The following is a 23,042-nucleotide window of genomic DNA, read 5'->3' as shown; positions in this document are numbered from 1 at the left end:
TCCAAAGTGATAACAATGAAATTATCGGATATAGAATCAGAAGACCGGAAAAAAGACCAGTCTAAAGAACTGGAAGGTGATGTCACCAGGGATATCATTGATATCCTTGAAGAGGAAGGAATAACTGTTCAGATGCTTGTTGACACTGCGTTGGAGTTATATGTTCCACACCCGGGCATCGAAACAAGGGAGCTTGCAGAGGAAAAATTCCTGTACGAACTTAATATAGCCCTATTTGATGCAAACCTCTGTATGCTTGTATATTCAGGGATACTTCTTGAAAAAGAAGGTCGTGCAGGCAGATTACCTAATATCAGTAAAAGTTCATACGAAAAGGATCTGACCTTCATAATTGCAGATGAGGTTCTTGGCATGAGCATCTCCAAATATATCAGTGGCGACAAAGGAATGTTCGAGTTCGTGCGTTTTGACAAGCAAAAACCCGGCATTCTCTCAAAACTTGGGCCTTTCATGGACGATATAATAGGTGGGCTTATCGGTGGTGTATCTGCTAGTATGTATACAAGAGCCATGGCAGAATCGGCACTTTCATCCGGTAAAACTAAGAAAGAAGAAAAAAAAGACCTGAAAAACAAAAGTGATGTGATAGCAGGATGACCGGGTTTTTATTAGCTCTTCGTTCCAGCTTCGGATTCCTGTCAACCATCCCCGTGGGAATCACCATGGAGGGTCTTGATGAGTTCTTCAAAAGAACTTACCTGCATCTGGTCGTAGGTATCGTACTTGGTCTATTGATGGGTGTCGTAGCCTATATTCTCATAAGCTTTCTGCCAATTTCCATAAGCGCAGTACTTATCATTGCTTTTGTTTACTATATTACCGGTCTGAATCATCTGGATGGGATAGCTGATCTTGGTGATGGTCTGACAGCCCACGGTTCAGTGGAAAAGAAATTGAAAGCTCTGAAGGATATGTCTCTGGGGATAGGAGGGGTAGCATATGCAGCTCTTATTATCATTGCATTCTACGCGACCCTTACATCACTTTATGGTGAATCCATTGTTCTGTATTCAACTACTGCAGATGTAGCACGCATATTCTTCTTTGCAATGTTCGTATCTGAGGTAAGTGCAATGCAGTCTATGCTGACAATTGCAGCATTTGGTAAACCTATCCATGAAGGACTGGGTTCTATACTCGTGAACAAAACCACAGTACCTAAATATCTTATAGGTTTTGTAATTGGTAGTATTGCCTGCCTTGGCTCATCTTTTTATTTTGGTCTTGGAATTGTCGGTATCATCCCATTCATAGCAGCGATTGCAGCAACACTGATATTACTTAACGTAAGCAACAGGCATTTTGGTGGTGTCAATGGTGATGTCATTGGTGCTTCCAATGAGATCGGAAGGATAGTGGCATTGATGACCATCACATTGACATTAATGTATGGAGGTATTATTTGGACGCTATAATAATGGCAGGGGGATTTGGAAGCAGGCTTGATATGGGTGAAAAACCCTGTGTTGAACTACTGGGAAAGCCTCTCATCACTTATGTGATCGATACTCTGCAAAGGACTGGGAGCATTGGTGACATATATGTTGCTGTTTCCCCTGCAACCCCCAGGACCGCATCCTTTATCCAGGAAAAGTATGATGGCAAGGTAATGGTGATTCCAACGGGTGGAGGTAATTATGTGGGTGATATGGTGTATGCAGTAAAGGCTGCTTGTATCACGGACCCGCTTCTTATTCTTATGGCAGACCTGCCTCTTTTGACACCAGAGCTTCTTGAAAAGGTAATAAAAGAGTATAAGACATGTGGGAAACCGGCAATGTCGATTTTTTCCCCCATATGTGTTTGTAAAAGTCTTGGCATCCGTCCCGATACGGTTTTTAACTGGGAGGGGAAAGGGGAATTGATAGTTCCTTCAGGGATCAATATAATGGACGGTAATGATGTTGATCATGAACAGGATTATGTAAGCCTTGTACTGGATAATATTGAACTGGCACTCAATATCAATACAGTTGAGGATTTACAAAGGTGCAAAGATATACTTCTTGAGAGAAAAGCAGAATCTATCAGCAACTAGTGTTATCAATATAAGTTGGACAAACTTGCTTGTGCGGGTGTTTGGAGTTTTATGAGGTACCTCTTTATCCAACAAAAGGGTGCCTATCAACTTTATTATGTAAATGGTGCTTTTTCTAATTAATTGACTATATTTCTTATTTTTCATTCTTGCACAGAGCACAAACCAAAGAACTTAAATTGAGTGCAGGAATAAAATCCAATATTGTTTAGGTTGTTATACGTAAGAGGATAGGTCTATGAACAAAAAATTATACATGACAATTATTATGGGTGTCATCCTTATGGTTGCGGTCATTGGTAGTGGCTGTACTGATTCCGGAGATGACGTTACCGATGAAGAAAATGAGGAGCTCGCAGAAGTTGATTCTGTCCCCGAGGAAATAGAGGTCGACGATACTAGCTTTACCAATTCAATTGGAATGCAATTTGTGAAAATTCCAGAAGGATCTTTCCTCATGGGTGCACTGGAAGATGAATTGTACAGTGACAAAGATGAGAGGCCTGTACATGAGGTAACTATTGGAAATGACTTCTATATGGGTATTTATGAGGTAACTCAGGAGCAATGGGATGAAGTAATGAGCACCAATCCATCTTACTTTGAAGGTGCTGATCTGCCTGTTGAGAAAGTTTCCTGGGTTGATGCTAATAAATTCATTGATAAGCTCAATAAAATGGAAGATACTGACACATATCGTCTGCCTACTGAAGCTGAATGGGAATATGCAGCTAAGGCTGGTACAGATACGGCTTTCTCATTTGGTGATGATGAATCTATGCTGGTGGGTTATGGCTGGTATGATGATAATTCTGAAGACAAAACACGCCCAGTTGGTATGAAGGAAGCAAATCCATGGGGTCTTTACGATGTGCATGGCAATATCGCTGAATGGGTGGCTGATGAATACCACAGCAACTACCAGAAAGCACCAACCGATGGAAGTGAATGGACAGGTGGGGTTGACAGAAGAGTGATCCGTGGTGGAAGCTGGGAAAATGCAGAATCAAACTGCCGTTCATCTGACAGGGATAGTATCGGTGATGGAAGCCACAAGAATTATATTGGTTTCCGCCTTGTGAAAGAGCTCTGATATCCTTCATGGATATCTGGCTTTTATTTCTTTTTGTAACTATTCAGCCTACCACAATTAGCCTATTGATACTGATTTAATCAAAACGGAGATGTTTGCTCACTAACAACCTAAGAATCAAAAAAGCAATCAATGGCAACAATCAAAATTAATGATCCTAATAAAATGTAGGTCTCAACTTTTTGTCAAGATTGCTATTGATAGTGTTTTTATCAGGCTGAATAGTTACTTCTTTTGTAACTATTCAGCCTGGCACGATTTGCCTATTGGTACTGATTTCATCGAAATAGAGATGTCTGCTCACTAACAATCTAACAATCAAAAAAGCAATCAATAGCAACAATCAAAATAAATGATTCTAATGAAATTTACGTTTCAACTTTTTGTCAAGATTGTTATTGATAGCGTTTTTATCAGGCTGAATAGTTACCTTCTTTTTTTATAATTTGGAGCGAAAAACCCCTGAGTCTTTAGCTGAGGGGTAGTTCACGAAGCCCTTAGTTGAAAACAAATTCAATCACATGAAGAGAAAAGGTTTATCCCGATGCAATATATTTAAATTGAATATTGCAGTAGAAATAGCACACTTACTATTACAGTTATATTTACAATCAAGTTTTAAGCATGGAGAATCCGTATGATAGAGGAGATCACCAATCAATACGACCCACAGAAAATAGAGAAGAAGGTACATGATTTCTGGACAGAGGTCGATGCCTATTCCAAGGTACGTGAGCACAGAAAGGGTGGAAAAAAGTTCTTTTTCGTGGACGGTCCACCATATACCACTGGGCATATACATCTGGGGACTGCCTGGAATAAGATAATCAAAGACTCCATTTTAAGATATCGTTCCATGAACGGCCATGATATCATTGACCGTGCAGGCTGGGATATGCATGGACTTCCAATAGAGGTTAAAGTGGAAGGTGCCCTTGGTTTTACCTCCAAGAAGGATATTGAGGCATATGGTGTTGGCAATTTCATCGAGAAATGTAAGGAATTTGCTCTTACTCAGAAGGATGATATGACCGGTCAATTCCAGATGCTTGGTGCATGGCTTGATTGGGAAGATCCTTATATGACACTCAAGGATGAGTACATTGAGGCTGCCTGGTGGACCCTCAAGCAGGCCCAGGATAAAAATTTACTGGAGCTGGGAAAACGTGTGGTCAACTGGTGTCCGCGCTGCGAAACGGCAATTGCAGATTCTGAAGTCGAGTACGAGGAACGCAAAGATCCTTCCATATTTGTCAAATTCAAGATAAACGGTGAAGAGAACACTTTTGTTGTCATATGGACCACAACTCCATGGACCATCCCCTCCAATGTTGCAGTGGCAGTACATCCGTCATTTGAGTATTCAAAAGTAAAGGCTGTGGCTTCAGATGGTAAGGAAGAAGTCCTTATTGTGGCCTCCGAACTTATGGAAGCTCTGCTCAGGAAAGGAAGGTATGTTGATTATAAAGTGCTGGATACAATGCTTGGCGAGGACCTCACATCACTTTCCTACGAAAGTCCGCTGCATGACATGGTGCCAAAACAGGCATCTATGGAGCACGGCATCTATCTTGCTGATTTTGTGACCGCAGAGAATACTGGTTGTGTACACATTGCCCCCGGGCATGGTATGGACGATTTTGAGGTCGGTAAGAAGAACGGTCTTCCTATCTTCTGTCCAGTGGGTCCTGACGGACGTTACACCGAAGAAGCAGGTGAATATGCTGGTATGCACATCCGTGAGGCCAATAAAGTCATTATCGAGGATCTTAAGGAACGTGGCAACCTACTCTCAGAAGGAACTATTGAACACAGGTACGGACATTGCTGGCGCTGTAAGACTCCTATTATCTATCTTGCTACCAAACAGTGGTTCATTAAAATAGGTGACCTAAAGGAAGAGATGCTTTCAGAAATCGAGAAAGTAAACTGGTATCCTGACTGGGCAGGTTCTGCAAGGTTTAAGGACTGGGTAGAGGGAGCACGTGACTGGTGCATATCACGCCAGAGATACTGGGGTATACCGATACCTGTCTGGATGTGTAATAGCTGTGACAGATTGCATGTCATGGGTACAAAAGAAGAACTTCAGGAAATGTCAGGTCTTACTGAAGATATTGAACTTCACAGACCATACGTGGATGAGGTTTTGCTGGACTGCCAGTGCGGTGGTAAGATGAAGCGTGTGGAAGATGTCTTTGATGTCTGGTTCGATTCAGCCGTAGCTTCATGGGCAACCCTGCGATTCCCGCAGCAAAAGGAACAATTTGATGAATGGTGGCCTGCAGACTTCATCACAGAAGGGCAGGACCAGACTCGTGGATGGTTCTATTCACAACTTGGTGCCAGTATGGTGGCTTTCGGTAAGGCTCCATACAAGAGTGTGCTGATGCATGGTTTTACTCTTGACGACAAAGGCAGGAAGATGTCAAAGAGTCTTGGTAATGTCATTGCACCAGTCGACGTCATTGAGAAGTTCGGTGCAGACACACTGCGTAGTTTCGTACTCTCTTCCAGTTCACCCTGGGATGACCTGAAATTCGTCCCGGATGAACTTGGGAACATCAACAGGACACTAAACATTCTCTGGAATGTGTATCGTTTCCCGTTGCCTTATATGGTGCTTGACAAGTTCGATCCTTCAAAGGTATCACTTGAGTCTGTCAGGCCACATCTGCGTAAAGAGGACAGGTGGATACTTTCCAGGGCACAGTCACTCATTGCTGATGTGGATGATGCCATGGCCAAGTGTACACTGCACAGGGCACTGAGGTCTGTAAACGAGTTCGTCCTTGAGGATCTTTCCAGATGGTATATCCAGCTTATCAGGCCAAGAACCTGGGTAGAGGCTGACGATCCGGACAAGCTTGCAGTCTATCGTGTATTGTATGATGTTTTTGTCCTGACTGCAAAGGTGATTGCACCATTCATGCCACACCTGGCTGAGGAGATGTACCAGAATCTTGTGAAGAACGTTTATCCAGATGCTCCGGTATCAATTCACATGACCGACTGGCCGGTTATCGATGAGAGCCTCGTGGACAAGGATCTTGAAGCTCACATGAAAATGGCTCGTTCAATTGTGGAATCTGCATCCAATGCCCGTCAGAAGGTAGGCAGGAAGCTTAGATGGCCTGTATCACGCATAGTGCTCACTCCTGAGAATCAGCAGGCAGCCGATGCTGTGATGGATCTCAAGTCTGTGCTCATGGATCAGACTAATTCCAAGGACATTGTGCTAACAGGTATAGGCGAATCATGGGATGAACTTGGATTTGAGGTAAATCCAGAGCACGGTGCCATTGGCCCAGTATTTAAAGGCGATGCCGGCAAGGTCATTGGAGCTATAAAACAGACTGACGCTACTGAGTTGAAGACTGCACTAGCTCTGGAAGGGGAGTTCGAACTTGAGATACCTGGTGGAAAAGTCACAATTAAGCCTGAAATGGTGAACTTCACTGAGGCATTGCCTGAAATGGTTGCGAGTGCTCAGTCAAGTGCAGGTGCCATTTATGTGGATGCAAACCTCACCCGTGAGATTGAATCTGAAGGTTTCACGAGGGAAGTTATCCGCAGGGTGCAGGACATGCGAAAAGAGCTCGATCTTGCAGTTGATGACAACATTAGTTCACACATACAGATCAATGACGAAAGAGTTTTGGATCTTGTGCTTGATCGTGAACAGTTCATCGCAAAAGAGACCCGTTCAAATGTTCAGGTGATAGGTCTTGATGTCGACACTTCCGGATCCCTTGAGAAGGACTGGAATGTCGAAGGCATATCCATGAAGATTGGTATATCGAAGGTTAACTGAGGATATATGGACTTTAATGAATGGGAGCCCATTTACGAGTCCATATTAAATGACATGGGCTTTAGCAGGGAAGGTGATGAGCAGGCTGCTCTCATCCTCTCTGGTATGCTCAAAACCTCAAATACTACTGGTGTTCTTAGGCTTCATCAGTTAATCGAAGGAAAAGATATACTTGTGTGCGGCAATGCTCCGTTACTCAGGGATGAACTGGAGCTTGTCAACGCAGATGATTTTGTTATAATAGCTGCCGATGGAGCAGCTGCTGTGCTTGTTGACCGTGATATCATTCCTGAGATCATAGTCACTGATCTTGATGGCGATGTCGATAAAGAGATAGTTGCCAATCAAAAAGGGTGCTTGATGGTGGTGCATGCACATGGTGACAACATTGATAAACTTGAGATGTATGTTCCCTGGCTGACAAGAATGATTGGAAGCACACAGGCAAAATCTCTGGACAATGTGTACAACTTCGGAGGTTTTAGCGATGGTGACCGGTGCGTCTATCTTGCAAAAGAATTCGGCGCTGCCAGTATAACTCTCATAGGTTTTGATTTTGATGATGGTAATGTCGATCCTATTAAGAAAAAGAAACTTAAATGGGCTCGCTTGCTTATTGAAAAGATAATTCCTTAAAATCATAGGACATTTTATTTATCTTTTTTGTAAGTTCTTTACAGATACTGATTTATCAGTATCTATTTATATTTTCGTTATAAATATCTACAGGAGTTTCATGCAAACACTGGTAATCTGCATAGACAGGGATAATGACCTTGGGGACAAAGCGAATGTCCAGGTACCTCTGATAGGTAAAGAAGCTAATATAGAGGCAGCAGTAAAGCTTGCAACAGCAGACCCCGAAGATTCTGATACTAACACGATCTTCGGAGGTGTCAAGATACTTGATGACTTGCTTGCAAGGGGAGTAGATGCGGAAATCATTACCTTTGCAGGCGACAGGAACATTGGTATAATCTCTGACCAGAAGATAGCTAACCAGCTTGATATGATCCTGAAGAAGTTCCCGGCAGAATCTGCGATATTCGTATCTGATGGTGCTGAGGATGAAACGTTGCTACCTATTGTCCAGTCAAGGATCAAGATAGATTCTGTAAGAAGAATCGTGGTAATGCAGAGTGCTAACCTGGAAAGTACATACTACATAATCAAACATGCTTTTAATGACCCCAAAATATCCCAGACATTCTTTGTTCCGCTGGGACTTGCATCTCTTATCTATGCTTTCTTCCTGCTGATTAACTATTCTCAGGGTGCTATCATAGGTATTCTGGCGGCTGTGGGTCTCTATATGCTTTACCGTGGATTCAGCGATACAGTTACTTTCTACTGGGAGCAGTTAAAAGACTCTTTCCATTCAGGAAGAATGACATTTTTCACTTATGCAACGGCAGTTTTCTTAATAGTAGTGGCTACTTTGTTAGGTCTTATGGATGTGTGGTCATTTTACACGTCAGAAGGCATCTGGTATTATGGAGTTGTCCCGCTATTCACAGCTTTCATTAACAAGACTATCTGGATCTACATTCTGGCAATCCTTTTTGCAGATGCGGGAAAGATTATAGATTGTAAGAAACGCGGTGAGTCTTTTAGGCGGTACCTGATACCTGCTTTCTTTGTGGTGTCCATAGGTTTCCTTTTCTGGGGATCCACCAGTTATATTATGTCAATGAGCCCGGTGCTTGGAAGCGGCATAAGTGATCCGCGTTCAGGACTGGAACTATTCGTCTATTCAATAGTATTCGCTATCATCCTTGCACTGACGGGAATCAAAGTATCAAATAATCCGCAGGCGACCGGGAAAAAGTCTAAAAGGTAAAACTATGCAGGAAAAAGAGAACATGTATCATGATCTGGATCTGCATGCCGCTCTAATAGGTGGGGTTGCTTTCACTTCTGAAGGTTCATATCAGGAATTGGCTGTGAACACTCCTTACGGCGATGTCCTCGTCTATACTCTGGAAATCGGAGGCCGGAATGTTGCATTGATACCCAGACATGCAGATGGTGACCGGCATGTTCCACCTCATATGCTTAACAATAGGGCCAATATCCATGCCATACATGAATTGGGTGTGAGGAGAATAATAGCCACCAATTCTGTAGGCACTATGAAAAATCATCCTGTTGGAAGTTTCTTTTTGCCCAATGATTTTATTGATTTTACTAAGAACCGGCCTTCAACATTCTTTGATGAAAGGACGGTACATGTGGACGTAAGTGAACCCTATTGTCCTCAGATACGTCAACTTATAAGTGATTCTCTTACTGAAAGAAATATTGGTTTTTCAGAAGGTGTTTATGCCTGTACTGAAGGTCCAAGATTTGAAACAAAAGCAGAAATACGTATGATGCGACAATTCGGGGATGTTGTCGGCATGACCGGTCTGCCTGAGCTAGTGCTGGCAAAAGAACTGAACATGTGCTATGCATCTATTTGTACCGTGACCAATGATGCATGTGGTCTGGGAACGGGCAAAATGACAGTTAGTGAGGTGCTTGATACTCTCGCAGGCATAAAAAACAGATTGAGGGATGTACTATCAGATGTGATACAATCTCTTCCGGAAAAAGATGGCTGTAATTGTTCTCTGGCAACCTCGGATGCAGAGCTTTAAAATTTAGGACAGATGGATATCATGCAATATCCTTGGATGTATCGATCTGTATACCTTCGCTAATCTTGAATTTTATAATCTCTTCACTGGGAACCATTCCTCTTATCTTTGGAATTGCAAGTTTGCATGCTACTTTGTCCGCTCCTTTGTCAAGCATCGACTCAAATATAACATCGCATACGTTGAAAGTAAAGCTCTCAACATCCTGTGCGTTAGTGTTGTTCAATCCATAAAGGTATGTCAGGCATCCAAGATCTTTTGTTGTTTCATAGAGTACATTAACCAGTTGCTTAATGTATCCTTTGTTTACAGTAAGTTCCATAAAGAATGAGAATGAATCGAAGATTATGTTCACTTCTTCGCCGCTTGAATCATTTGCAATGTTGCGCAGGTTGAACTCGGTGAAATCTATTATTTTGGCATCTATGAATTCGTTACCTACATTATCGGATTTATCCCCACATGCGGTACAATAGTACTCACTGTATATGTCCACAAAGATGATGTTCGTCGGGTCAAATCCAAGGTTTATCACATCATTGAGCACAAACCTTGGTTTCCTGCTTGTTGTGAAATAATAGGTTTTGCGTGATTGTGTGAATTGATAAAGAAAGACCTCAGACATTGAACGTGGGTCCGCTGAAAAATATGTAAGCGATCCAGCCGGCAAACCTCCTCCCATTGTCCTGTCAAGAGCTAAAATTCCAGTTGAACTCAGGCGGAATTCATCTTCAACTACCTGATTTTGTTCCTGTTTTTTAAGACTTTGATAAAGGGAAGGTTCGATCTCATCTCTGGATTCGGCTTCAAAGTTAATGGTTCCAGTTTCCATCATGTTTTTAGAATCCAGCATTTTTCATCCTCAATTATACTAAGTTATTATATATGGTTTAATATTATAAAATACTTCTTTCAGGCAAATACAATAGTATTTATAGACTATCAGTTATCAAAGACCATCAATGACTCTCTGGATACTTGCAAGCACCGAAAGGTCCAAAATTATTATCCTGCCGATACGGGATAAAAAGAAAAAACCTCTTTTTGTCGGTGAACTTGTCCTGAGGCAGACTGATGCAGGCCCGCGTCCGCATAAATTCAAGGTTAAAACTGATGGGAAAGGAGAGTACAGGTCACCATCGGAATTTGTCGACCTTATAAGGATCGCCGATCGTATAATGATAGCAAAAGGTGGCGATGATGAGCAGGCTGCCAGATTTATTGAAATGCTTCAGGGTTTTCAGCTCAGTGCAGATCTTGTAAATGCATGCAGATTCTGCCTGCTGAATAACAAGTTCAATTTCTTGAACAGACGCTCAATTAGATATCATCGGGGTAAATTATGTGAGGAATGTGCAAGGGAAGAACTCTTCCGTACGCTCAAAAGTTCCCATGTAAATTACGGGGATGAAGTATGTCAGCGGTTTGAAGATATAATGCTTAAGACAAAGGATCTTGACAGGACCATGGCCATGATAAGTCCTGATGAGCTGGACCGTGAGCTTACAAAGTTTGATTCCATTGCTGCAAACACTTCCGTATCAAAGGAAATGATAAAGGACCTGCCTCTGCACAAGAGCTTTAAAAAGTTGCTTCTTGCAAAATCTGAAACTCTTCTGCCGGTACAAGCTCTGTCAGTGGAAAATGGTCTTCTTAAAGGGCAGAACCAGCTTGTTACGTCTGTTACAGCCACAGGTAAGACTTTGATAGCCGAGCTGGCAGGTGTTGAGAATATTCTAAGAAAGAAGGGCAGGATGCTTTATCTTGTACCATTGGTGGCACTTGCTAACCAGAAATATGACCAGTTCACAAAACGATATTCACCTATTGGTATCAAAACATCTATCAGGGTGGGTAGTGCACGTATCAAAACCTCAAAGAATGCTTCTATGACGCGAACTCTGGATTCTGATATAATAATAGGGACTTATGAAGGTCTTGATTATATCCTCAGGACAGGTGGTGCTGACCTGCTGGGTCATGTTGGAACAGTTGTCATAGATGAGGTTCACACAATTGAGGATTCTGAAAGAGGTCACCGTCTGGATGGTGCTATTGCCAGATTGAAGTACATTGCTCCAGATGCGCAGTTCATTTATCTATCGGCAACTGTGGCAAAACCACAACTGCGTGCAAAACAGCTTGGTGCGAAACTCATTGAGTATGAGTATCGTCCGGTACCTATTGAAAGACATCTGATACTTTGTCCTGAACATTCCAAGACAAAGATAATGGCAAAACTTGTAAGGGAAGAATTTTCCATAATGTCTTCAAAAGGGCATAAGGGACAGACTATAATATTCACTAATTCAAGACGCAATTGCCATCGCATCTCTGAAGCACTGCCAATATCTGCTGCTCCGTATCATGCTGGTCTTACAAGTCAGGAACGCAAAAAAATTGAAATCGCTTTTGTTAAAGGCAAGCTTCCTGTTGTTGTAACAACAGCAGCTCTTGCAGCCGGGGTGGATTTCCCGGCATCACAGGTCATATTTGAATCTCTGGCAATGGGTATTGCATGGCTTACAATGCAGGACTTCCTTCAAATGCTGGGACGTGCAGGAAGACCTGATTATCATGATCGTGGTGAGGTTATCGTGCTTGCTGTTCCGAACAAGAAATATTCGGGTGATAAGGGTGATACCGAGGATGCTGTTGCCCTGAAACTGCTTAAAGGTGAGATGCAGCATACCAAGGTCCAGTATGGTGATGATGAACAACTGGAAGAAGTTCTTGCATCAGCTGCTGTGACTTCTTCAAGGAAAGACCTTGAAAAGATCCATTTCAATATGCTAGCTGATTATAACGTAGATATTTTGCTTAAAAAACTTGCACGAAATAAGTTCCTGCATGCAAAAGGCGATTTTATCTCACTTACAAGATTTGGAAAGATCGCAGCCGGGCATTTTCTTTCAGTTTCAACGGCATTTCTAATACGTGATTCCGTTCTTGTTGAACAGGACCCTTTGGTTACTGTTTCTAATCTGGAGTTCTTTGATTCGGTCTATTACAAGTATGCGCCTCGTATATCTGCTGCTCTTAATGTAAACCTTCCTTCAAGGGTATTTCAGGGAGCTTCTCTGGATATTCTGTTTGAGGGGGAAAATATGGATAAACTGGATATCACGCTGCGTGACCAGTTGTTCGAGTTTGCTGCTGATTTTCTGACATGTAATTGCCGCGATTCTCCTTATTGTGGTTGTGCTGAGCGTAAGTTCTCAGAGAAGATCATCTCTATCAGGGCCGAAGGGTATGAGCCGGATGGGATTGTAAGGAAACTTGAGAATCTTTATGGAATAACTGCTTACCCAGGAGATGTGCTTGGATATCTGGATAATGTGGTACGTAACCTCGAGGCTGTGGAGATGATCGCCGCAGCACATTCCAAACGGGATATCTCTTTAAGGGCAAGAAGCCTTAGGAAACTCGTTGAGGGCTGATGTCATTATCTGGTCATTAAAGCAATTATCATTGGCATCAAAAATTATAATAGTTATGTCTGCAGATAGATGCCTATTGAGGATGTGATTATATGGGCACAGAAAAACACGAAGGTGACGTGATGACCGACAAACCGGAAGAGATTAAGAAAAAGAAGAATGTCAGAATAGAGCTGCATAAACCGGATGATTTTAAGCAGGTCTACTCCATTGGCGCAATTGGCGGCCACAGTCCTTATGATTTCAGGATTGGGTTCTACAATGATCTGCCTATGGCAGTTAGCAAGAAAGGTGATGAGCAGGTTATTCAGAGACGGCTTGAGACCGAAGTTATACTTTCCCCGCTGGCAACCGTTGAACTTGTACGCTGGCTCAGTCAGCATATACAAAATTATGAAGCCACATTTGGTCCAATTGCAAAACCCCAAATGGGTGTAAAAAAGACGAAGAAACCAGATGTTGTACAGGATAGTACTGAACTACAGGGTTATATGTGATATTGCAGTAAGTATTTATGCGCAAATCGTCAAGAATAAATATGATATTGGCTATTTTAATTAGCCTGAATATAGAATGGCATATAGATAGTATTATTCTTTTAAATGAAAGTGAGGATTAATTTTGTTCCCTAGTAAGAAAGTCCAGAAATTAGTTGGATCTAAAGTCCAGGTAGAGATGAAAGGTGACCTTCACCTGCTCGAAGGAACTTTAAAAAGTGCAGATGATTATATGAACCTGCATATGGTGGATACTGTAGAGATAGCAGACGGCGAGCGCCTGCGTTCCCTTGGTTCTGTCGTATTGCGTGGAAATAATATTATTCTTGTTGTTCCGATGGAAGAATAAACACCCAGTGGAAACTAGCATGAGTATCGAAGAAGATGCATTGAATATTATTCGAGACAGTAAGGAAGGTGTTTTCCAGAATGAACTCTGGAAAATGCTTGAAATCGACAGCCGCAAATGTTCCCGAGTTGTATCGAAGCTTTTGGATGATGAACTTATCATCCGGGAGCAAGCTGTTTCTAACGGAGCCAGGACTTACCTTCTTAAGGTAAAGGAAGACGAGATTCCTTGTTTTGATCTCCTGTTATCTGGAGAGATGTTCTCACCCTGTGCAGGTTGCAGGGATGCATGTCAGCCGGAGTCCTGTGGAAAGCTCACTGCATGGGTTGCAAATCTCAATGATAGTGAAAAAGCAGAGGAAATGTGTTGACCCAGGCGAAAGGTTTAATAACTATGTCTGTTATGTTGGAGTCGCTTCACTAAAGCGAAATCAACGTGCTCCGGTAGTGTAGTCCGGTCAATCATTCCGGCCTTTCGAGCCGAAGACTCGGGTTCGAATCCCGGCCGGAGCACCATACAATTTTTCAACTAATTTTTTGAAGTTAACATTCATGTTTTCTCACAAATTAATAACTGTTCAACTGTATAGATGTCGTTTTTGTAACAATGAATTAAAATTTAATTTATAGATATTTTACTGTGCGGAAGTAATCATAGAGTTCGGCTTTCATCCTGATGAGGTGTTCTTTTTGGGTAAGGTCAGTCGGATATAATTTCTAATGATTTTTGCACTGTAAGCAGAGGTTTACGTGTCATTTGATAATCTTAATTTAATACACCCGCTGAAGCGGGCTTTGTCCGAAAAAGGGTATACTACTCCTACTCCGATACAGAAATTATCTATTCCCCATTTGTTAAATGGTAAAGATATGATCGGTATCGCTCAGACAGGTACAGGCAAGACTGCCGCTTTCTCATTACCAATCCTTCAAAATATGTCTGCATCATACAAGTCTCCACGTCCGGGAAAACCACGTGTTCTTGTACTTGCACCCACCAGGGAGCTTGCAGCACAGATAGGAGATAGTTTTGCAACATATGGCCAGTTCACACGATTCAAGCATACGGTCATATTTGGCGGCGTTGGCCAGAGTCCTCAGGTCAGGGCCCTCTCAAAGGGCGTAGACATCCTTGTAGCGACTCCGGGCAGATTGCTTGACCTTATGGACCAGGGGCATGTGAGACTCTCAGGTGTGGAGTATTTTGTCCTTGATGAAGCTGACAGGATGCTTGACATGGGCTTTATTAACGATGTATACAAGGTCGTTGATCTGCTGCCAAACAAACGTCAATCACTTTTCTATTCAGCCACCATGTCCCCTGATGTATCCAAACTTGCCAGGAAATTACTTACAAATCCTGTTACAGTAGAGGTAACTCCACAGGCAACAACAGTGGAGCTTATAGATCAGTATGTATTTTTCGTTGATTCAGATGATAAGAATGAATTGCTTTTACAACTTCTGAGGGGCAAACATCTGGAGTGTGTTCTTGTGTTCACACGTACAAAGCACCGTGCAAACAAAGTTGCTCAGACGCTTAACAAGAATAGGATTCCTACCGATGCTATTCATGGTAACAAGTCCCAGACCCATCGTACAAAGGCACTCCATGATTTCAGGTCAGGGAAACTTCGCGTGCTTGTTGCAACAGATATTGCAGCTCGTGGAATTGATATTCCAGATATATCCCACGTCATAAATTATGACCTGCCAAATCTCTCTGAAAGCTACGTACACCGCATAGGCCGTACTGCAAGGGCAGGTGCCCAGGGAACAGCATATTCTTTCTGTGCTGCAGATGAGCGTGATTTCCTCCGTGGGATCGAAAAGCTCACCAGAACAAAAATCGAGGTTGCTGAACACGAGTATCATTCAGAAAAGGCTAGAACTGCCACTGGTGATGCAGCAAAGCCAGCTCCAAGGCAACAACGGGGACAGAAAAACCCAAGAGGAAGTTCTAAATCAAGGGGTACAGGCAGAGGCAAGAAGAATGAGAGTAAAGGCCATAAAAATAAGCCTGCGCACTCAGGTGCTAAAAAAAGCCAGGATAAGAGTGTAAACAAAGTTAGCAGTAATGCTGGCAATAAGAGTAGTAGTAATACAGGTGTCAAAAAGGGTACCAAAACAGGCACCAGGAATCACTCTGCTAGCCGAAGTTCTGGTCAGTCCAGAAGTCGCCAGTAATCGCATCACCTCCTATTATTTTATTTTTTGATATTTGAAGGGTTTAACAAGCCTGAGAGTGGGATGGGTTACGCTTGTTTTGTATAACGTATTATTTATCTCCTCATAAAAAACGAAAGTGATATCAAAATGAAGCATCTTATTCAGTTCGCCATAATTCTGGCTATATGTTTTATGGGTGACCTCTTACATAATTACTTTAATCTGCACATTCCGGGAAATGTTCTGGGAATGATGCTGTTGTTATTATTTCTTTTGACAGGTATCATCAAACTGTCCATGATAGAGGATGTAAGCAATTTCATGCTAAAACATCTCTCATTTTTCTTCATTCCGGCAGCCGTGGGTTTGATTACCTGCTTCTCGATACTTGAAGGAAAATGGATTGCTCTGATGTTCATATCCGTGGTTTCGACCTTTATTATTGCAGTTGTAACTGGTACAACAATACAGATACTAATGAATAGGAGACAGTCCGATGAGTGAGCTTATTTCTCTGTTTATTGAGTCTCCTGTATTTGGCATAGGAATATCCCTACTGACATTCTACGCAGGTGGCCTGCTCTACAAAAAAACAGGTTCACCCCTCATGAACCCGCTTGTACTGAGTATGTTAATGATCATAGCTCTCCTTTTGAGCTTTCATATCAGTTTTGAAGACTACAACAGGGGCGGGCAGTTCATATCATTCTTCCTGGGTCCGGCTACCGTTATCCTGGCTGTACCCCTGTACAAGAAGATTAGCCTGCTGAAAGATAATATTGTTCCCATTCTTGCTGGTATCAGTATAGGTTCTGCCGCAGGTATCGTAAGCATTATTGTCATGTGCAAGATGTTCGGCCTTGATGAGCTTGTAAGTATTTCAATGCTACCAAAATCAGTCACAACCCCCATTGGAATAGAGGTATCCAGCCAGCTTGGAGGTCTGCCATCTATAACTGTGGCAGCCATAGTCTTTACGGGCATAGCCGGTGTGTTGCTGGTTCCTATGATCTGCAAATTGTTCAGGATAGAAAACAAGGTGGCTGTAGGAATTGCAATTGGAACATCATCCCACGCACTTGGCACGACCAAAGCCGTTGAGTTGGGAGAGACCGAGGGAGCCATGAGCGGTCTGGCGATAGGTATTGCAGGTTTCGTTACTGTGTTCCTTGCTCCGATACTGGCCAAGTTGCTCATGTGAGCTGCTCTTGTTGGTCTCCGACTCTTGGGAGGTGGAATGGAAATGATTATCTCCACAAACGAAATTATATTCATGGGGAATTTTCACGATTCTTATACAAAAAAGATATCAGGATGTCGCTGACGAGATCAACGAGGAAGATATTGACAGTGTAAAGCTAAATCTTACCATCACAAGGAAGATATGCTGCGGCGGAATGGACAAGAAAGAGTATGATCTGGGCTGGGTCGAGAATCCGAAGGACATGAAGATAACTACTGTTAAGGATTATGAGATCAAGGACAGGGTGCTTGAGGTCTGGGTCGAGCCTTGATTGCTAATTGAATATTTCTACCAAGCTTGTTTATTCAACTTCTATTTCCAGACCGCCTATAAATCCGGTTGCCACGTTGAATATCAATGCCGTGATTATACCGGTAATGAAACCGAGAATTCCATAGAAAATGGGTAATATTATAATCGCCCCTGCCCCGAAAAACATCCCTCCCATTCCAGCATGGTACGACATGGCTCCTATTGTCAGGGAAGCAAGGGTCATGAAAGCTCCTAATATAAGGCCCATTATTGCGTAAAGCACTGCCAGGATCTTTCCTAGTGAAAGCACACCAACTTTTTTAATGTATCTTGTTGCCATAGACTAACCTCCATAATAGTGCAGTAAACTCTATTGCTGGGATATAAATGGGTATCTGTTGTGAGTTTGTAGGTTAGGAGAGAACGTTGTTCGAAGTTTTGATAGAACTAATCCTTTCTTACGATAGATAAAGACGATAAGACTGTTTTTATTACCAAAAGCAGCAATGGCTTTATTATTAAGTTTATACCTCGCATTTGTGAATTAAATTCCTCTATAAATGTTTTGGACTTAGTCAATCCAGAAGTTATTGAAATAACCATAAGCTTTTCCCCTCTCCCCCGAACCCCCTCACCCCTTTTTTTTGTTAACAGGACCCCCTGTAGTAGACGGCATTTACTGGTTTTAATAAAAAATGGTTGTTTTGTTCTGTAAAAAACGAAAAAAAATTGTAACTATTCAGCCTGATAAAAACGCTATCAATAACAATCTTGACAAAAAGTTGAAACGTAAATTTCATTAGGATCATTTATTTTGATTGTTGCTATTGATTGCTTTTTTGATTGTTAGATTGTTAGTGAGCAGACATCTCTATTTCGATGAAATCAGTACCAATAGGCAAATCGTGCCAGGCTGAATAGTTACAAAAAATTAATACTCAATCACGAAAAGTCGAATTTTTTTAAATATCAGACAGTACAGTGTGAATAATCATTAGCTTCATTTTCGCCTGAACACCGAGGATTTCTACAGAGACAAAAAAATAGGATATACAATGTTACAGTTTGAGCAACACTAAGCATATTTTGATCTTAGATATTCCTTAAAAGGTGCCAGAGTCTTAATTTTAATAGTTAACATGGGAATGGGCAAACCCTGTTCAAGCTTGCTCTCAAAAGAACGATGTGATTGTTCGAATTCATCGATTGTTTTTGCAGGAATAGGTTGCTTTAGTATATTCTCTGAATATTCGACATAGTCTTTGAATATATTTGCCCCCATATCACCTGGAAAGAGAAGCAATACATCTGGAACATTGCAGATGTTAAACGGAAACATTCGACATATTGTTGGTCTCCATTCATATACGCTGCACATGTTAGAGTCCAAAAAAGGGCAAGGAGGTTGTATTTTGTACGGATATTCTCCTTCTTCACTGCAGGCTTCAATCACATCAGCCTTATAGTTTGGTGCCTGCATTAATAGATCCAGATCATTTTCATCCAGATTTATATCTGCTATTTTGCAGCAAAGTGCAGGACATGTAGGTGGATAAGAATAGTGTGAAAGTATCTCCTGAATAGTTTCAAAAAAAGGTAAATCACTTAACATTCTTTTTTCAGACATAATAAAAAGGTCAATGGAGTTCTATATGAATTTTTCTAAATCATCTTAGTAGGCAATTCTTGTTTATTTAGTTACAATCAAGTTGCTTGAATTGGGTAAAATGGATGGTAAGGGTTTCATTAGGACTGAGAGCTATTCACTCAGGTTAAAACCATCAGGAGCTAAGAAGGTTACTGAAGAGTTTAACTCAAGAATGAATGCTAAAGTCGAGTACAGGAGGAAAAATACTATTTGGGTAACTGTTCTTTTGTTAAAGGCTAGGGAATTAGCTCAATATCTAGTCGGTAAGAGGAAGACGATTGAGTTCAGTAAACCTTCTTACGTTGGGAAAAGAGATGATACTGACCTGTTGAGGAAAAAGATTCGTAACTATTCAGCCTGATAAAAACACTATCAATAGCAATCTTGACAAAAAGTTGAGACCTACATTTTATTAGGATCATTAATTTTGATTGTTGCCATTGATTGCTTTTTTGATTCTTAGGTTGTTAGTGAGCAAACATCTCCGTTTTGATTAAATCAGTATCAATAGGCTAATTGTGGTAGGCTAAATAGTTACAAAGATTCTTGCTATTGGTTATATTGAATGGAAGCATATGGGATCCTCTAAGGGTACTTTGCATTATATGAAGAAGAATGCCTGAAGTTGAGGAGCCATTTAGCCTGAATGCTCATGTGAGTGAGAGACTGGAAATGTGGAAAGCGGATTTATGAAAAAAATGTGTTTTGTCAAATAGAACGTTAAAAAAAATAAAAGAAATAGTACTTCCTCTTCAATCAAGGCCTCTTTTACCAGGAATTATGCGTTCTTCCACTGGTTTTCCGTAGGGACATACCAGATTACATATTGTACATTCCATGAATCCCCTTTCTGTTATACGACGTATGTGTTTCTCATTTTGAGGAGAAACGTCTTTGTCAAATTCATGGGAAACTACACATTTATCATAAAGAACTTTCTTTCCGGGTTCTACTCCTTGGGAAGGGCCGGGAATAATCGCTTGATATGGACAACTTTTAACACACAGAGACTGTTTCTGACATAGAGGTTGTTCTGCACACAGATCCCGGTCAAAAGGCTCATCTGGCTCAAGTTCCGCATCTGTCAATACTGTCACCCATCTGACTCTGGGTCCATATTCAGGAGTTATAACCTGAGTATTATGCCCTATAAATCCTAATCCTGCAAGATATGCAGCAACCTTTTCATGAACTGCATGAGATGGAAGTGCTTTGTATCCCTTTTCATTTAACCAAGAAATCAAGCGCCATGCACGAGTTTCGGTTACTTCATAGTACAAATTGTAATAGTCAGCTTCCCCTCCAGAGAAATCGCCCGTACTTACAGATGCTATTGCAGCATTCAAACCTTCGTCCCAGAGAACTAAACCCATTACAAATGCAGATTTAGCTTCAGGCATTACTTCAGATGGCCGCATCATTCCTCTATCATCTGGGAAATCAACCTTTTCCAGTTTTTCTAAATCTGAAACACCAAAAAGTTGGAAACCTTCTTGGAAAGCACGTTCTTGTATTTCTTGTTTTAAGTTCATTTTCTCCTCCCTTTTTCCATCACAGGTATTCTAACAGGTAACTATTCAGCCTGGCACGATTTGCCTATTGGTACTGATTTCATCGAAATAGAGATGTCTGCTCACTAACAATCTAACAATCAAAAAAGCAATCAATAGCAACAATCAAAATAAATGATCCTAATGAAATTTACGTTTCAACTTTTTGTCAAGATTGTTATTGATAGCGTTTTTATCAGGCTGAATAGTTACTCTAACAGAAAATAAAACTATCTCAACAGAATATTTGATGCCAAATACATATATACTTAATCCAGTAGCAATTTCCAATGGCAAAAGATAGTTTCAATAATTCAGATTAGCAATCTTATTGAACTTATCAGTTTGATACTTTATAGCCAAAGATTTACTTTGAATTAATGGTAAACAGGTGTATATACCTTTTTTAGGTGAGTGATATTTTTTAAGAGATAATTACAACCCCACTCTTTTTCTCTGGGATATAGAAGACCGGTGGGAGCAGGGGATAAGACCAATGTTATGCTCAATTACGTTTATTCTCTTCTTGAAGCTGAGTGCATGAGAACCATTAATGCAGTTGGTATGGATGTACATGTAGGCTTTTTGCATGAAATGGCAACAGGTAAGAACAGCTTAGTCTATGATCTCCAAGAGCCTTTCAGATTCCTTGTTGATTTTGCAGTTATTAGCTTGATTGAGTCGAGAAAAATGGAGAACAAGGACTTTATCAGGACTGAGAGCTATTCATTGAGGCTCAAACCATCGGGAGCTAAGAAGGTGACTGAGGAGTTCAACAACTGGATGAATAAGAAGGTAGCTTACAAGAAACAATCTGTTATGTGGAGTTATGCTCTGTTATTGAAGACTAGGGAGCTTGCTCAGTATCTTGTTGGTAAAAGGAAGAATCTTGATTTCAGTAAGCCTGCTTATGCTGTTGAAAGGCAGGATTCAGACGAAATCAGGCAGAAGATTCTAAGTATTCCATACTCTGAATGGAAGAAGATGGGTTTCTCTAAAGGCACTCTACATTACATGAAAAAGAATGCTGAAGCGGATAAGCCATTTAGCTTGAATGCACATGTCAGGGAAAGAGTAGAAATGTGGGGAGAGTGTTGATTTAAATCTACTACTTTACGCCATAAAAGTTAATTTGGTACATGAAATGATTTTGTATTTTGCCATTCTTTTCCATATTCATCATATTTAGGAACGCGATTTATAACAATTAAATTTTCCTGACTTCTTGATATCGCTGTATATATGAGATACGGGTTATCAAATTCAATAACAACTATGACATTTTTAAGTTCAAACCCTTTGAAACTATGGATTGTGCTCATTTTAGTTCGAGCATCTCCCATCCAAAAGGATTCCTTATGTATATCATCAAAATCATGGTTTACGTAAATGTTTTTATTTTCGAATCTTTTGACCATTTCTTCACCCATATCACTACATTGGAAAAGCGTAACAATATCTGTTGGGTGTTGGCCAATTTCACTATATAAGTAATTATATGCAGCTTCAATTTGATTTTTTGCTTCATCATCACTTTCACAAGATATCCATCTTAATATATGGTTAAATTCAGACAATTTGGTTTGTGTAGGTATGGGGTGCAATTTTACATTCGGTAAATACATAGTTAAAAATCTGTTAACTTCTTCGGCTATCAACCTAGGAAGACGGATGCAATTGGGTAGTTTGCCCCATGGGCCAGCAAAACCTTTTTTTATCCCTATATTGTCGGTCCACTTTATATTACGCTCATAGATATTCTGTGCTTCGTCACAAACTATCAAAAACTCTTTTCTTCCTTTCTGGAATTTCCTCAATAAATCAATCCATTCAGCTTTGAAGTCTTGAGCTTTATCAATCAAGATTGCATCATATTTTAATTCATCTGTACTAAGGCCAGTATGTGATGCATTTTTAAGGGCATATTCTATAGCTGGAACAACGCACTTAAGAAAAAAAAATTTCGGCTTAGGATATTCCAACTCATTCAATAAGTCTTTGCACAATCCATGGAAATGAGTACAAACAATCTGTGTAGTATAAAACTCAAAAGGCGTTCTTTTAATCATGTCCTTTATATAATGCACTAATGTTTTGTTATACGAAACAATAAGGATTTTATTCTCTTTATCTAGTTCTGCCAATCTAGCTGCTCTGCATGCAACTACTAATGTTTTTCCACTCCCTGCCACTCCTCTTATACGGTGTGATCCTGGCTGGGGTTTAGAATATTTCTCTAGCTCACCCTTGAGATGAATATCCTCGCCTTGTTCTTTAGAATGAAATGGAA

22 protein-coding genes and 1 tRNA gene are annotated in these 23,042 nt (G+C 40.9%); 18 read left to right on the top strand and 5 right to left on the bottom strand.

All coding sequences use genetic code 11. The features are described from left to right. Nucleotides 1-15 precede the first annotated feature (15 nt). The 8 genes from cobZ to WN948_RS01060 all read left to right on the top strand — a co-directional run bounded on the left by cobZ (nt 16) and on the right by WN948_RS01060 (nt 9,605). A complete protein-coding gene (gene cobZ / locus WN948_RS01095; RefSeq protein ID WP_342305127.1) occupies nt 16-618 on the top strand; it encodes an alpha-ribazole phosphatase CobZ in 603 nt (200 codons plus the stop codon). Next, nucleotides 615-1,436 (top strand): adenosylcobinamide-GDP ribazoletransferase, encoded by an 822-nt coding sequence (cobS, locus tag WN948_RS01090; RefSeq protein WP_342305126.1) that lies wholly within the window; start codon nt 615-617, stop codon nt 1,434-1,436. The genes cobZ and cobS overlap by 4 nt, the downstream gene beginning before the upstream one ends. Beyond that, nucleotides 1,424-2,059 (top strand): NTP transferase domain-containing protein, encoded by a 636-nt coding sequence (locus WN948_RS01085; protein ID WP_342305125.1) that lies wholly within the window; start codon nt 1,424-1,426, stop codon nt 2,057-2,059. The genes cobS and WN948_RS01085 overlap by 13 nt, the downstream gene beginning before the upstream one ends. Before the next feature lie 238 nt (nt 2,060-2,297). Further along, nucleotides 2,298-3,152 (top strand): formylglycine-generating enzyme family protein, encoded by an 855-nt coding sequence (locus WN948_RS01080; protein WP_342305123.1) that lies wholly within the window; start codon nt 2,298-2,300, stop codon nt 3,150-3,152. Between the two features lie 637 nt (nt 3,153-3,789). After that, complete coding sequence (ileS, locus tag WN948_RS01075; protein ID WP_342305122.1) at nt 3,790-6,966, top strand: isoleucine--tRNA ligase; 3,177 nt, start codon at nt 3,790-3,792, stop codon at nt 6,964-6,966. 6 nt (nt 6,967-6,972) lie between these two features. Continuing rightward, nucleotides 6,973-7,602, top strand: a complete 630-nt coding sequence (locus WN948_RS01070; protein ID WP_342305121.1) for a 6-hydroxymethylpterin diphosphokinase MptE-like protein — start codon at nt 6,973-6,975, stop codon at nt 7,600-7,602. 100 nt (nt 7,603-7,702) lie between these two features. Beyond that, entirely contained in the window at nt 7,703-8,806 is a 1,104-nt protein-coding gene (locus WN948_RS01065) for a DUF373 family protein (protein ID WP_342305120.1), read from the top strand. A 4-nt stretch (nt 8,807-8,810) separates the two neighbouring features. Beyond that, complete coding sequence (locus WN948_RS01060; protein ID WP_342305119.1) at nt 8,811-9,605, top strand: MTAP family purine nucleoside phosphorylase; 795 nt, start codon at nt 8,811-8,813, stop codon at nt 9,603-9,605. A gap of 19 nt (nt 9,606-9,624) precedes the next feature. On the opposite strand, the gene WN948_RS01055 is transcribed toward WN948_RS01060, so the two are convergent. Beyond that, on the bottom strand, nt 9,625-10,458 hold the full coding sequence (locus WN948_RS01055) for an RAD55 family ATPase (protein ID WP_342305118.1): 834 nt from the start codon (nt 10,456-10,458) through the stop codon (nt 9,625-9,627). Between the two features lie 109 nt (nt 10,459-10,567). On the opposite strand from WN948_RS01055, the gene WN948_RS01050 reads away from it, so the two are divergent. The 8 genes from WN948_RS01050 to WN948_RS01015 all read left to right on the top strand — a co-directional run bounded on the left by WN948_RS01050 (nt 10,568) and on the right by WN948_RS01015 (nt 17,260). Then, a complete protein-coding gene (locus WN948_RS01050; protein WP_342305117.1) occupies nt 10,568-13,045 on the top strand; it encodes a DUF5814 domain-containing protein in 2,478 nt (825 codons plus the stop codon). A gap of 92 nt (nt 13,046-13,137) precedes the next feature. Further along, the gene (locus tag WN948_RS01045; RefSeq protein WP_342305116.1) at nt 13,138-13,542 is read left to right on the top strand and encodes a DUF3467 domain-containing protein; all 405 of its coding nucleotides are present in this window, start codon (nt 13,138-13,140) and stop codon (nt 13,540-13,542) included. Between the two features lie 124 nt (nt 13,543-13,666). Beyond that, entirely contained in the window at nt 13,667-13,891 is a 225-nt protein-coding gene (locus tag WN948_RS01040) for an LSM domain-containing protein (RefSeq protein WP_342305115.1), read from the top strand. A gap of 19 nt (nt 13,892-13,910) precedes the next feature. Then, nucleotides 13,911-14,261 (top strand): Lrp/AsnC family transcriptional regulator, encoded by a 351-nt coding sequence (locus tag WN948_RS01035; RefSeq protein WP_342305114.1) that lies wholly within the window; start codon nt 13,911-13,913, stop codon nt 14,259-14,261. A gap of 67 nt (nt 14,262-14,328) precedes the next feature. After that, nucleotides 14,329-14,406 (top strand) — tRNA-Glu (locus WN948_RS01030). A gap of 234 nt (nt 14,407-14,640) precedes the next feature. Then, a complete protein-coding gene (locus WN948_RS01025; protein WP_342305113.1) occupies nt 14,641-16,077 on the top strand; it encodes a DEAD/DEAH box helicase in 1,437 nt (478 codons plus the stop codon). A gap of 129 nt (nt 16,078-16,206) precedes the next feature. Beyond that, a complete protein-coding gene (locus WN948_RS01020) occupies nt 16,207-16,563 on the top strand; it encodes a CidA/LrgA family protein (RefSeq protein WP_342305112.1) in 357 nt (118 codons plus the stop codon). Then, nucleotides 16,556-17,260, top strand: a complete 705-nt coding sequence (locus WN948_RS01015) for an LrgB family protein (RefSeq protein WP_342305111.1) — start codon at nt 16,556-16,558, stop codon at nt 17,258-17,260. Before WN948_RS01020 ends, WN948_RS01015 begins: the two co-directional genes overlap by 8 nt. A gap of 343 nt (nt 17,261-17,603) precedes the next feature. Here the strand turns inward: WN948_RS01015 and WN948_RS01010 are convergent, their stop codons facing one another. Continuing rightward, nucleotides 17,604-17,894 carry a hypothetical protein gene (locus WN948_RS01010; protein ID WP_342305110.1) on the bottom strand — a complete coding sequence of 97 codons (291 nt, stop codon included), beginning with the start codon at nt 17,892-17,894 and terminating at the stop codon, nt 17,604-17,606. 735 nt (nt 17,895-18,629) lie between these two features. Then, nucleotides 18,630-19,166, bottom strand: a complete 537-nt coding sequence (locus WN948_RS01005; protein ID WP_342305109.1) for a YkgJ family cysteine cluster protein — start codon at nt 19,164-19,166, stop codon at nt 18,630-18,632. A gap of 106 nt (nt 19,167-19,272) precedes the next feature. Here WN948_RS01005 and WN948_RS01000 point away from each other — a divergent pair, with 106 nt between their 5' ends. Continuing rightward, the gene (locus WN948_RS01000; protein WP_342305107.1) at nt 19,273-19,563 is read left to right on the top strand and encodes a hypothetical protein; all 291 of its coding nucleotides are present in this window, start codon (nt 19,273-19,275) and stop codon (nt 19,561-19,563) included. Between the two features lie 391 nt (nt 19,564-19,954). Here the strand turns inward: WN948_RS01000 and WN948_RS00995 are convergent, their stop codons facing one another. After that, a complete protein-coding gene (locus WN948_RS00995; protein WP_342305105.1) occupies nt 19,955-20,734 on the bottom strand; it encodes a 4Fe-4S double cluster binding domain-containing protein in 780 nt (259 codons plus the stop codon). Nucleotides 20,735-21,208: 474 nt separating this feature from the next. Here WN948_RS00995 and cas1 point away from each other — a divergent pair, with 474 nt between their 5' ends. Then, nucleotides 21,209-21,850, top strand: coding sequence for a CRISPR-associated endonuclease Cas1 (gene cas1, locus WN948_RS00990; protein ID WP_342306511.1), 642 nt, complete (start codon nt 21,209-21,211; stop codon nt 21,848-21,850). Between the two features lie 29 nt (nt 21,851-21,879). On the opposite strand, the gene WN948_RS00985 is transcribed toward cas1, so the two are convergent. Beyond that, nucleotides 21,880-22,953 carry an AAA family ATPase gene (locus WN948_RS00985; RefSeq protein WP_342306510.1) on the bottom strand — a complete coding sequence of 358 codons (1,074 nt, stop codon included), beginning with the start codon at nt 22,951-22,953 and terminating at the stop codon, nt 21,880-21,882. Between the last annotated feature and the right edge of the window lie 89 nt (nt 22,954-23,042).

Source organism: Methanolobus sp. ZRKC5, assembly GCF_038446525.1.
Taxonomy (GTDB): Archaea; Halobacteriota; Methanosarcinia; order Methanosarcinales; family Methanosarcinaceae; genus Methanolobus.
This window is presented reverse-complemented; position numbering and strand designations above follow the sequence as displayed.